An 11,033-nucleotide genomic window follows, 5' to 3' on the forward strand; every position below is an offset into this window, starting at 1 on the left:
TTGTTAGTCAACAGTGAACAGTCATCACTCAATAGTGAACGTCTAAACAATTACTAATTACATCATGAGACTCAACGATGTTAAGCCCCAAAAAGGTTCTAAAAAACGCCGCCGCCGGGTAGCTAGGGGTATTTCTGCAGGACAAGGCGCTAGCGCTGGTTTAGGGATGAGAGGTCAAAAATCTCGTTCTGGTAGCGGTACCAGACCAGGTTTTGAAGGTGGTCAACAACCATTGTACCGCCGAGTACCTAAGCTAAAGGGCTTTCCGGTCGTGAATCGGAAAATTTATACTACGATCAATGTAGAGAAATTAGCTTCCCTTCCTGCTAATACAGAAGTAACTTTGACTTCTCTCAGAGAGGCAGGAATCCTTACTGCTGCTAAGGGTCCATTGAAAATTTTGGGCAATGGCGAATTGAATGTATCCCTAAAGGTACAAGCAGCAGCTTTCACAGGACAAGCTCGTAGCAAAATTGAAGCAGCTGGTGGTAGTTGCGAAGTTTTATAAGTGAGCCGGAAAAGCGCACTTTGCATCTCTTATCGCTGCCATCGCCTGGTTCACTATAGAGGTAGCATTCTATGATCAGTCGAGAAAAAGCCCCAACGGCTCAAGAAACTTTTATGCAGATGGCGCAAGCAGCTGGCCTGAGAGGTAGGCTGCTTGTCACCATCGGTATTTTAATTTTGGTTCGTCTAGGTATATATTTGCCGGTACCTGGGCTTGATAGAGCCAGATTCGCCGAAGCAATAGCAGGTAATAATGCCGTCTTCGGTTTATTGGATATATTCTCTGGACGGGGACTTTCCACATTGGGAATTTTTGCGTTGGGGATTTTGCCATTTATTAATGCGTCCATTATTATCCAATTGCTGACTGCTGCAATTCCATCTTTAGAAAATTTACAAAAAAATGAAGGTGAGCAAGGTCGGCGGAAGATTTCCCAAATTACACGCTATGTAACTGTAGTGTGGGCAACTATTCAAAGTGTTGCTTTTTCCGCAATTTTCCTCAATGGGTTTGCTTTGAATCCAGGTATAGCATTTATCGCAGAAACAGCGATCGCTCTGACGGCTGGTTCAATGTTTGTTATGTGGGCATCAGAACTAATTACAGAACGTGGACTGGGTAATGGTGCATCATTGTTGATTTTTGTCAATATTGTAGCTTCATTACCTAAAGCTTTAGGCGATACCATTGATTTGGTGCAAGTGGGAGGTAGAGAAATTGTTGGTCGCGTTATTGTTCTGGTATTAGTATTTCTAGCCACAATTGTCGGGATTGTTTTCGTTCAAGAAGGCATCCGTCGCATCCCGATTATTTCAGCTCGTCGCCAAGTAGGTCGGAGAGTATTGGCAGAACAACGGAGTTATTTACCCCTGCGGCTCAATTCCGGAGGCGTAATGCCAATTATTTTTGCGGCAGCAATTTTGAGTTTGCCATTATTAATCGCCAATTTCACTAAAAATCCAGAAATAGCCAACATTGTCAATACTTATCTCAGTCCTGGGGGTTCTGGAGCTTGGGTTTATGCTCTGGTTTACTTAGTATCAATTGTCTTCTTCAGTTATTTTTATTCTTCATTGATTGTTAACCCGGTTGATGTAGCCCAGAATCTGAAGAAAATGGGGTCTAGTATTCCCGGTATTCGTCCAGGAAAAGCTACAAGTGAGTATCTTGAGCGAGTCATTAATAGACTAACTTTTCTAGGCGCTATATTTTTGGGATTTGTTGCTATTATCCCTACTGCTGTGGAAAGTGCTTTAGGAGTACCAACTTTTAGAGGATTGGGTGCTACTTCTTTATTGATTTTAGTGGGTGTGGCAATTGATACTGCTAAACAAGTGCAAACTTATGTTATCTCTCAGCGTTATGAAGGAATGGTGAAACAATAGTGACAGTGACTCGATTGATTTTCTTGGGACCACCTGGATCTGGGAAAGGAACTCAAGCTCAAGTTTTGGCTGAAGACTTGAATATTCCCCATATTTCTACAGGGGAAATATTAAGACAAGCTATGAAAGAGCAAACACCTTTAGGGATTAAGGCTCAAAGTTATGTCAATAACGGCGATTTAGTTCCTGACCAGTTGGTGCAGGACTTAGTAAAGGAGCGTCTTATTCAAGCAGATGTGAAGTCTGGTTGGATTCTTGATGGTTTTCCTCGCAAAGTCACACAAGCAGGGTTTCTCGAAAAATTGTTGGCAGAAATTAATCAGGGTGGCGAAAGAGTAGTTAATTTGGATGCTCCAAATGATGTTGTAGTAGAACGTTTACTAGCTAGAGGACGAAAAGATGATACCGAAGAGGTAATTCGTCACCGTCTAGACGTTTACCGCAATGAAACTGCACCATTGATTGAATATTACCGCGATCGCCAACAATTGATTACGGTCAATGGAGATCAGTCCCAAGAGAAAGTCACTAATGAGTTGCAAAAAATCGTCACTTCATAGACTTCTGAGTAGAAGGGAGTTAACATCCGTGTTAACTCCTCAGTATAGACGCGATTAATAGTGTCTCTCTTCCATAAGGGCAAGATGCAGGACAGTTTTAGCTAAGATATATTAATAAACTGTTGATATATTTCTCGAAATATTTTCTTTTGCAGATGAATTACTGCAACTGGATAAATAGGAGATTGTTGAATTGAGGAAAAAACAAATTGTCTAAGCAAGATTTGATTGAAATGGAAGGCACTGTCACTGAATCCTTGCCGAATGCGATGTTTCGCGTTGATTTGGACAATGGATTTAATGTCCTGGCACACATTTCTGGTAAGATTCGCCGTAATTATATCAAGATTTTACCTGGCGATCGCGTCAAAGTTGAGTTAACTCCCTACGACCTTTCAAAAGGCAGAATCACTTATAGACTGCGGAAAAAATAGTTATATTTCGAAAATCTTACCATAAAACCATCTTTTTGGGTTCTACTCAATTACTTAACTGAATTAATTTCCCTAAAAATGCTATAATTTACTATTTGGAGTCAATTAAAAAAGGCATGAAAGTTCGAGCCTCAGTCAAGAAGATGTGTGAAAAATGTAACGTGATCCGCCGTCGCGGTCGCGTTATGGTGATTTGCGTAAATCCCAAACATAAACAACGTCAAGGCTAACACTCTGACACATCAAAGAGTGAAAACACAGATTAATCACCATTAAAGGCTACAAAGGCAATTAATCACGCCTTTGCCATAGTAACTGCGATAACGATAGGGAGAAATTAATTGTGGCACGTATTTCGGGAGTAGACCTTCCACGCGATAAGCGCGTTGAAATTGGTCTGACTTATATCTACGGAATTGGGTTAACAAGGTCTCTGGAAATTTTAGCCGCTACCGGTGTAAACCCAGATACCCGCGTTAAAGACCTAAGTGATGCTGACGTAGCAGCTCTACGCGGCGAAATCGAAAGCAACTATCAAGTTGAAGGTGACTTACGACGCTTAGAAGCCATGAGCATCAAGCGCTTAGTTGACATTGGTTGCTACCGTGGTCGTCGTCACCGCATGGGCTTACCAGTTAGAGGTCAAAGAACTCGGACTAATGCTAGAACCCGTCGAGGGAGAAGGCAGACAGTGGCTGGTAAGAAGAAGGCTCCAGGGAAATAAACTTTCAACTCTTGCTGATCAAAGCAAGTTTTACCTTAGATTAACTAAACAAATATGGCAAGACAACCAACTAAAAAAGGCGGGAGCAAAAAGCAGAAGCGCAACGTACCCAACGGTATGGCCTATATCCAGTCTACTTTCAACAATAGCATTGTCACCATTACCGACCAAAATGGGGATGTTATTTCCTGGGCCAGTGCTGGTTCTAGCGGTTTTAAGGGAGCAAAAAAGGGAACTCCCTTTGCCGCACAAACCGCAGCTGAAAGTGCAGCCCGTCGAGCAATGGATCAAGGGATGCGCCAAATTGAAGTCATGGTAAGTGGCCCTGGAGCAGGTCGAGAAACCGCTATTCGGGCAATTCAAGGCGCAGGACTGGAAATTACACTGATTCGGGACATCACTCCGATTCCTCACAACGGTTGCCGTCCACCTAAACGCCGCCGAGTTTAAATGCAACCTGTTTGTTAGTCCTTGAGTCTACAAACTTTTCTTGATGGCTTGAGCAACGAGAAGCAAGTCAGCTCTTCCAGTAGGGAGGGCTGCTAAACTTCAGAACAACCAAAATAAATAATGATCTCTCCTAAATAGGGTGATCAAATTAGACTGCCATAAAAAACTGGTAGTTGAATCTACCTAGCGAAAGCTAGGGAAAAAAGTAAATTGGGGAGGCAATGATTTGCCTGCTAGCAGCACCTTAAAGAAGGGAGGCTAATCCGTGGCGCAGTTTCAAATTGAATGTGTAGAGTCTAATACAGAGGAAAGTCGTAGCCATTATAGTAAATTTGTGCTGGAACCTCTAGAGCGTGGTCAAGGGATAACAGTTGGCAACGCGCTGCGGCGGGTTTTACTGTCGAATCTAGAGGGGACAGCAGTTACAGCAGTGAGAATTGCCGGTGTAAGTCACGAGTTTGCGACAGTTCCGGGTGTACGGGAAGATGTGCTGGAAATCCTCATGAAAATGAAGGAAGTAATCCTCAGAAGCTACTCTTCTCAACCCCAGATTGGTAGATTACTCGTTAATGGGCCAGCAACAGTTACTGTGGCTCATTTTGACTTACCCAGCGAAGTAGAAGTCATAGACCAAACCCAGTATGTCGCTACCCTAGCTGAAGGTGGCAAACTGGAAATGGAATTTCGGATTGAGAAAGGTAAAGGGTATCGCACAGTTGAGCGAGGACGAGAAGAAGCAACTTCCTTAGACTTTCTGCAAATCGACTCGGTATTTATGCCAGTGCGGAAAGTTAACTATAGTGTGGAAGAAGCACGTGGGGAAAGTTCAATTACCAAAGACAGACTACTGTTGGAAGTTTGGACAAATGGTAGTATCTCTCCTCAAGAAGCACTATCCTCAGCAGCTGGTATTCTAGTAGATCTATTCAATCCATTGAAGGATATTTCACTGGAGCCAACGGAAACAGGCGCGGAAGTCCCAGACGACCCCACCGCCCAAATTCCCATTGAAGAGTTGCAACTTTCTGTGCGGGCTTATAACTGTCTCAAACGCGCACAAGTTAATTCTGTGGCCGACTTATTAGATTTCACTCAAGAAGACTTGTTAGAAATTAAAAACTTTGGTCAAAAATCAGCAGAAGAGGTAGTTGAAGCCTTACAGCGTCGTTTAGGCATTACCTTGCCCCAAGAAAGAGGCACTAAACACACATAGAGCGACAAACTTTTACTAATTCATAGTCCATTATTATGCGTCACCGTTGTCGAGTTAAAAAACTCAGTAAACCAGCTGACCAACGTCGCGCCCTCTTGCGAGCGTTGACCACAGAGATCATTCGTCATGGTCGAATCACTACAACTTTAATCCGAGCTAAAGTCGTGCGTAGTGAAGTAGATAAAATGATTACCCTAGCTAAAAACGGCTCCTTGGCAGCACGTAGGGAAGCTCTAGGTTATATCTATGACAAGCAATTAGTTCATGCTTTATTTGAGCAAGCTCAGACTCGGTATGGTAATCGTAACGGCGGTTATACCCGCATCTTGCATACCGTGCCGCGTCGTGGAGATCAGGCAAAAATGGCAATCATCGAGCTAGTTTAGTTCATTGGTTCATCAGTCATTGGTTAATGACAAAGATAGATACCAATAGACAAAATCTGTATGTTAGAAAGCCAATCGGTTCCTACCCAAACCCATCGAGTCGCCCTCGTAATTCAATACGTCGGCACTCATTTTCACGGCTGGCAAAGACAAAAGCAGCATCGTACAGTTCAAGAAGAAATTGAAATAGCGATCGCTACTGTTCTTGGTGATCATGTGACTCTACATGGTGCGGGGCGAACCGATTCTGGAGTTCATGCAGCTGCTCAAGTAGCCCATTTTGAAGCCACAGGATTAATCCCACCTCACAAGTGGGCATCAATCCTTAACAGTTATCTGCCTCAAGATATACTAATAAGGGCTTCAGCTGCTGTAAATAATCATTGGCACGCGCGTTTTAGTGCTGCCTATCGCCGATATCGTTACACGATATACACTGAAGATCGACCGAACTTGTTCGCTAGACCCTTCAGTTGGCATTATTATTATGCACCCCTGGATGAATACTTAATCCAAGCTGCCCTCGAACCCTTGATGGGGAAGCATCATTTGGCCGCATTTCACCGTGCAGGTTCCAAGCGATCGCATTCTTGGGTAGAGGTGCAAGCAGCAGAATGTCATCGTAGTGGGCCATTTCTTCATATTGAAATTCAGGCAAATGGATTTTTGTATGGCATGGTACGGCTGTTGGTAGGGATGCTGGCACAGGTAGGCTCAGGTAAACTTGCACTTGCTAGCTTTACCGAACTTTGGCAACAAGAACGCCGAGAACAAGTCAAATACGCCGCCCCGCCCCAGGGTTTGTGTTTGTTAAGAGTAGGCTATCCAGATTTTCCTTTTTCCCCAGAGATTTGGTACGAAACCCAGCCCAAGTTAGTTTTTCCAACTATTCCCAGGGAATATCCCCAAACAGAAACCGTTTACCTCAATTCCACACCACTCTTGTAAAACAAAACTCTAATGACAACAAAAACATACCTTCCTCCTCAAGCAACCCTTGAGCGTGAGTGGTACGTAGTAGATGCCACAGATAAACGCCTTGGCCGCTTGGCTACTGAAATCGCCATGATTCTCAGAGGCAAAAAGAAACCCGAATTTACCCCCCACATGGACACAGGTGACTTTGTAATTGTCATCAACGCCGAAAAGGTAGCAGTTACAGGTAAAAAACGTAGCCAAAAACTATACCGTCGCCATTCAGGCCGTCCCGGCGGAATGAAAACAGAAACCTTTGCCAAACTGCAACAGCGCCTACCAGAACGGATATTAGAACAAGCCGTTAAAGGTATGTTGCCTAAAAGTAGTTTGGGTAAACAGTTATTTACCAAACTCAAGGTTTACGCAGGGCCAACCCATCCCCACGAAGCGCAAAAACCCAAAGAACTAATCATCAATACAATTCCTGGAGCAGAAAATTAATGGTAGTAGCAGATAGCAATAGCGGTCGCGCCGTATACTGGGGAACTGGTCGTCGCAAGTCCGCAGTAGCACGGGTGAGATTGGTTCCCGGTGAAGGTAAATTGACAGTCAACGGGAAAGATGGCGAATTGTACTTTCAATTCAACGCCAACTACCTGGGAGTGATTAGAAACCCTCTAGAAACTCTGGGATTGGAAAACGAATATGACATTTTAGTGAAAGCTGAAGGTGGCGGCTTGACAGGACAAGCTGATTCTATTCGTTTAGGAGTAGCTCGCGCTCTCTGCCAACTCGACCCAGATAACCGCCCACCTTTGAAAACCGAGGGCTACCTAACTAGAGATCCCCGTGCCAAAGAACGGAAAAAATATGGTTTGCACAAAGCCCGGAAAGCTCCTCAGTACTCCAAACGTTAAGTCAATTTTGGATTTTGGATTGTAGTCTGATCCAAAGTCTAAAATTCTCACTTCCCATTTTCATCTAAAAGTTATAATTGATATAGGTTCACGACAAAAATCATGGCTAAACCTGATATTCATCCCGAATGGTATCCAGAAGCTAAAGTTTACTGTAACGGTCAAGTTGTCATGACCATTGGCTCTACTAAGCCAGAATTGCACGTAGACGTTTGGTCTGGAAATCATCCCTTTTATACTGGTACTCAGAAGCTAATTGACACTGAGGGTCGAGTTGAACGCTTCTTGCGTAAATACGGTATGAGCAGCACTCAAGCCACCGAAGAAGCCCAAGAAAAGTAGCAGTTTGGCTCTGCTGTTAACGACGACCCTGCAACTGCTGGGTCGATTGTCATTTTTGGGCGAGCCAATTTGTTATTTTTAAGGAGCGATCGCATTATGGCTGAATCATACCTACTAGATAAACTCAAATCTGTTGAACAAACCTTTCATGAATTAACCCGTCGTCTGGCTGACCCTGATACTGCTAGCAATCCTGATGAGTATCAAAAAATCGCCAAGTCTCGTTCCTCTTTAGAGGAGGTAGTCAATACCTACGAAACTTGGAAGATTGCTACAGAAGAATTAGCAGGAGCGCGTCAGGTATACAAAGAGGCCAACAGTGATCCAGAACTGCACGAAATGGCAGCTTTGGAAGTAAACGAATTAGAAGAAAAACTAGAAGCTCTAGAAGCTCGCCTCAAGGTATTGCTGTTACCCCGCGACCCCAATGATGATAAAAACATCATGTTGGAAATTCGCGCTGGAACTGGCGGCGATGAAGCGAGTATTTGGGCTGGCGACTTACTGCGGATGTACACCCGCTATGCGGAACTTCAACGTTGGAAAGTCAAACTGGTGAGCGAGTCACCGGGTGAAATGGGCGGCTTTAAAGAAGTAATCCTGGAAATTCAAGGTGACAGTGTTTACAGCCAGTTGAAATTTGAAGCCGGAGTCCATCGCGTCCAGCGTGTACCTGCAACCGAAGCTGGGGGAAGGGTTCACACTTCTACTGCTACAGTAGCAATTATGCCAGAGGTAGATGATGTAGAAATTCACATCGACCCCAAAGATATTGAAATGAGTACGGCTCGTTCTGGTGGTGCTGGTGGACAAAACGTCAATAAAGTGGAAACGGCTGCTGACTTATTCCACAAACCCACAGGTATCCGAATCTTCTGTACAGAAGAACGTAGCCAGTTGCAAAACAAAGAACGGGCGATGCAAATCCTGCGAGCCAAACTGTACGAAATGAAGTTAAGCGAACAACAAGATGCTGTAACCTCCATGAGGCGATCGCAAGTTGGTACAGGATCAAGATCAGAAAAGATTCGTACCTACAACTATAAAGATAACCGCGCCACAGACCACCGTCTAGGACAGAATTATTCACTAAATCCTGTCTTGGAAGGTGAATTAGAAACCCTGATTCAATCTTGTATCTCTCAAGACCAGCAGGAAAGACTAGCAGAGTTAGCAACTTCTAGCTCTAACTAACTTTTGCTTTAACTATCAGAGAAAACCGCTAGTTGTTCTGTAGCATTTAAGACACATAAGCGGTTTTCTAACGCCGTTCTCAGTAGTTCTGCCATTTCATGCAGATAATTATAATATGCAAATTCGTACCGCATAATGCGATTTAACCGCTTCCATTCCAGAAGATTTGGACAGTAGTAAATTATTTTTTCCACTTCTATTTGCCAACGGGCAAAAATCCGATAGCTGAAAAAGCTGCTGCAAATATTACCGTTTGCATCCCAGTAGGCAATACACACCTGATGCTTGAGATGGGTGATTGTTTTCACTTCCTTAACGTTGTAACCTTTAACTTGCAGAGCTTCTTTCACTTCTGCATGGGAAATATTCCATGTATTTGGTTCAATCTTACCAGAGCCTATGAGATTTGTTCCTGGGCGGCGATATTTTCTCATCCGGCGTGAACTTCTAAACATGATGATGCACCCTTGATTTGATTGGCAGCAAAGCTTAAAACTCTAGCTGCGTCGTTATTTAAAAGTTAGAATAGAAATTGGTAGATGTAATTAGCACACTATTATACACAATATCATCGACAATAAACCTTGTCAATACATAAGTATAATGTTATTATTTATTAAATTTGTAAATACAATTGCCTAGCTATATCAGCAGTGAAAATTCAAAGCAGAGAAAAACTTGTAGAAATCATCAAATTAGCTCGTGGTTCCATGAGCCAACGCTCCTTTGGCAAGCTGTTGGGAGTTTCTGCTACTGCTGTTCAGTTGTGGGAAAAAGGTGTCAATGTGCCAGATACTGAATATTTGGCGAAAATAGCCGCAAGAGCAGGTTATACATTTGAAGAGTTACTCACCTGCTTAAATGGCGAACCAATACAAGAAACCTCAGATTTAAGTGTAATTCTGAGACAAATTAAATATATGCCTCTGAGTCAAGTAGCAGAGATTATTCAAGCTGCGGCTAATAGATTAGCAAATGTGGTGGAAACCTCTGAGGATGAGGCACAGGCTAGTTAGATGATTTTTTCTCACGCAGAGGCGCAGAGACGCAGAGAGTTAGAGATGAGAATGGTTGATTTTGTATTTGAAAAAGTTGCTTTAAGCAGAGTTTTTTACCCCATTTTTGTTGATTGATATATAACATGGAAATTGCTAAAGGTACTTAGGGCAATTCCCAAATAAAAATGGCAGCAGCGACACCTGAAAGTCTGAATAAGTTTGTCAATTTTTGTCACCAGCACATCAAGGGACAGGAAAAGAAAGAAGCGCAAACGTTTTTAGACCGCTTTTTTCGGGCTTTTGGGCATGAAGGGGCGCTGGAAGCTGGGGCGAGTTATGAGGAAGCGATAAAAAAAGCCAGCAAGACGGGTAAAACTGGTTTTGCTGATTTGGTCTGGAAACCCCGCGTATTAATTGAGATGAAGAAGCGGGGGGAGGATTTGAGTAAGCATTATTCCCAGGCTTTTGATTATTGGACACGCTTAGTACCAGACCGTCCGCGTTATGTTTTGTTGTGCAATTTTGACGAGTTTTGGATTTTTGACTTTGATATTCAGTTAGATACACCCGTAGATAAAATATCTCTGGAACAACTGCCAGAAAGGGCGGGAGCCTTTGCATTTATGGAGTTTGGTAATAAAACTCCTATTTTTAATAATAACCAAGTAGAAGTGACAGCAAAAGCGGCGCGTCGCATGGGTGAATTGCTGCTGGAACTGGAAAAGAACGGAAAGAAGCGGGAAATTGACAAGTTGACAGCACAGCGTTTTATTTTGCAATGCGTGCTGGCGATGTTTGCGGAAGATAGACAACTTTTACCAAAAAACGGGGTCTAAAGCCTCGCCGTTTTACGGCAACTTTTATATGATATAATTCTTTGCGTATAAGTTTTCCACGTAAAATGATTGTCTTAGAGTTCAAAGCCAAAGGGAAAACAACTCAATACACTGCTATTTATGAAGCGATTAGAACCGCTCAATTTGTTCGCAACAAGAGTATCCGTT

General features: G+C 43.1%; 16 protein-coding genes and 2 pseudogenes. 17 read left to right on the forward strand and 1 reads right to left on the reverse strand.

Annotated features, from left to right (window positions below; translation table 11 throughout):
- The first annotated feature begins 64 nt into the window (after positions 1-64).
- The 14 genes from rplO to prfA all read left to right on the forward strand — a co-directional run bounded on the left by rplO (position 65) and on the right by prfA (position 9,031).
- The gene (gene rplO / locus VB620_RS16870) at positions 65-508 is read left to right on the forward strand and encodes a 50S ribosomal protein L15 (RefSeq protein ID WP_323197315.1); all 444 of its coding nucleotides are present in this window, start codon (positions 65-67) and stop codon (positions 506-508) included.
- 71 nt (positions 509-579) lie between these two features.
- Positions 580-1,893: a preprotein translocase subunit SecY gene (gene secY / locus VB620_RS16875; protein ID WP_323197316.1), complete on the forward strand. Its 1,314-nt coding sequence runs from the start codon at positions 580-582 to the stop codon at positions 1,891-1,893.
- A gap of 5 nt (positions 1,894-1,898) precedes the next feature.
- Positions 1,899-2,453: an adenylate kinase gene (locus tag VB620_RS16880; protein WP_323197328.1), complete on the forward strand. Its 555-nt coding sequence runs from the start codon at positions 1,899-1,901 to the stop codon at positions 2,451-2,453.
- Between the two features lie 209 nt (positions 2,454-2,662).
- Positions 2,663-2,887 (forward strand): translation initiation factor IF-1, encoded by a 225-nt coding sequence (gene infA, locus VB620_RS16885; protein WP_006196724.1) that lies wholly within the window; start codon positions 2,663-2,665, stop codon positions 2,885-2,887.
- A gap of 116 nt (positions 2,888-3,003) precedes the next feature.
- Positions 3,004-3,117 carry a 50S ribosomal protein L36 gene (gene rpmJ, locus VB620_RS16890; RefSeq protein WP_006196723.1) on the forward strand — a complete coding sequence of 38 codons (114 nt, stop codon included), beginning with the start codon at positions 3,004-3,006 and terminating at the stop codon, positions 3,115-3,117.
- Between the two features lie 113 nt (positions 3,118-3,230).
- Positions 3,231-3,611 (forward strand): 30S ribosomal protein S13, encoded by a 381-nt coding sequence (gene rpsM / locus VB620_RS16895; RefSeq protein ID WP_063873734.1) that lies wholly within the window; start codon positions 3,231-3,233, stop codon positions 3,609-3,611.
- Positions 3,612-3,665: 54 nt separating this feature from the next.
- The gene (rpsK, locus tag VB620_RS16900) at positions 3,666-4,061 is read left to right on the forward strand and encodes a 30S ribosomal protein S11 (RefSeq protein WP_006196721.1); all 396 of its coding nucleotides are present in this window, start codon (positions 3,666-3,668) and stop codon (positions 4,059-4,061) included.
- Between the two features lie 265 nt (positions 4,062-4,326).
- On the forward strand, positions 4,327-5,274 hold the full coding sequence (locus VB620_RS16905; protein WP_323197317.1) for a DNA-directed RNA polymerase subunit alpha: 948 nt from the start codon (positions 4,327-4,329) through the stop codon (positions 5,272-5,274).
- A 35-nt stretch (positions 5,275-5,309) separates the two neighbouring features.
- Complete coding sequence (gene rplQ / locus VB620_RS16910; RefSeq protein ID WP_323197318.1) at positions 5,310-5,660, forward strand: 50S ribosomal protein L17; 351 nt, start codon at positions 5,310-5,312, stop codon at positions 5,658-5,660.
- A 60-nt stretch (positions 5,661-5,720) separates the two neighbouring features.
- Entirely contained in the window at positions 5,721-6,608 is an 888-nt protein-coding gene (gene truA / locus VB620_RS16915; RefSeq protein ID WP_323197319.1) for a tRNA pseudouridine(38-40) synthase TruA, read from the forward strand.
- Positions 6,609-6,620: 12 nt separating this feature from the next.
- Positions 6,621-7,079, forward strand: a complete 459-nt coding sequence (gene rplM / locus VB620_RS16920; RefSeq protein ID WP_323197320.1) for a 50S ribosomal protein L13 — start codon at positions 6,621-6,623, stop codon at positions 7,077-7,079.
- A complete protein-coding gene (gene rpsI, locus VB620_RS16925) occupies positions 7,079-7,495 on the forward strand; it encodes a 30S ribosomal protein S9 (protein ID WP_323197321.1) in 417 nt (138 codons plus the stop codon). Before rplM ends, rpsI begins: the two co-directional genes overlap by 1 nt.
- A 102-nt stretch (positions 7,496-7,597) precedes the next feature.
- The gene (gene rpmE, locus VB620_RS16930) at positions 7,598-7,837 is read left to right on the forward strand and encodes a 50S ribosomal protein L31 (protein WP_323197322.1); all 240 of its coding nucleotides are present in this window, start codon (positions 7,598-7,600) and stop codon (positions 7,835-7,837) included.
- A 96-nt stretch (positions 7,838-7,933) separates the two neighbouring features.
- Complete coding sequence (gene prfA / locus VB620_RS16935; RefSeq protein WP_323197323.1) at positions 7,934-9,031, forward strand: peptide chain release factor 1; 1,098 nt, start codon at positions 7,934-7,936, stop codon at positions 9,029-9,031.
- Between the two features lie 8 nt (positions 9,032-9,039).
- On the opposite strand, the gene VB620_RS16940 is transcribed toward prfA, so the two are convergent.
- Entirely contained in the window at positions 9,040-9,486 is a 447-nt protein-coding gene (locus tag VB620_RS16940) for a hypothetical protein (RefSeq protein WP_323197324.1), read from the reverse strand.
- Positions 9,487-9,684: 198 nt separating this feature from the next.
- On the opposite strand from VB620_RS16940, the gene VB620_RS16945 reads away from it, so the two are divergent.
- From VB620_RS16945 to VB620_RS16955, 3 genes and pseudogenes are all read left to right on the forward strand, one after another.
- A complete protein-coding gene (locus VB620_RS16945; protein WP_323197325.1) occupies positions 9,685-10,047 on the forward strand; it encodes a helix-turn-helix domain-containing protein in 363 nt (120 codons plus the stop codon).
- Positions 10,048-10,214: 167 nt separating this feature from the next.
- Positions 10,215-10,856 (forward strand): annotated as a pseudogene (locus VB620_RS16950) (type IIL restriction-modification enzyme MmeI); the annotation flags it as partial.
- A 74-nt stretch (positions 10,857-10,930) separates the two neighbouring features.
- A pseudogene (locus VB620_RS16955) lies at positions 10,931-11,033 on the forward strand (transposase); the annotation flags it as partial.

This window comes from Nodularia harveyana UHCC-0300 (assembly GCF_034931085.1).
GTDB classification, from domain to species: domain Bacteria; phylum Cyanobacteriota; class Cyanobacteriia; order Cyanobacteriales; family Nostocaceae; genus Nodularia; species Nodularia harveyana.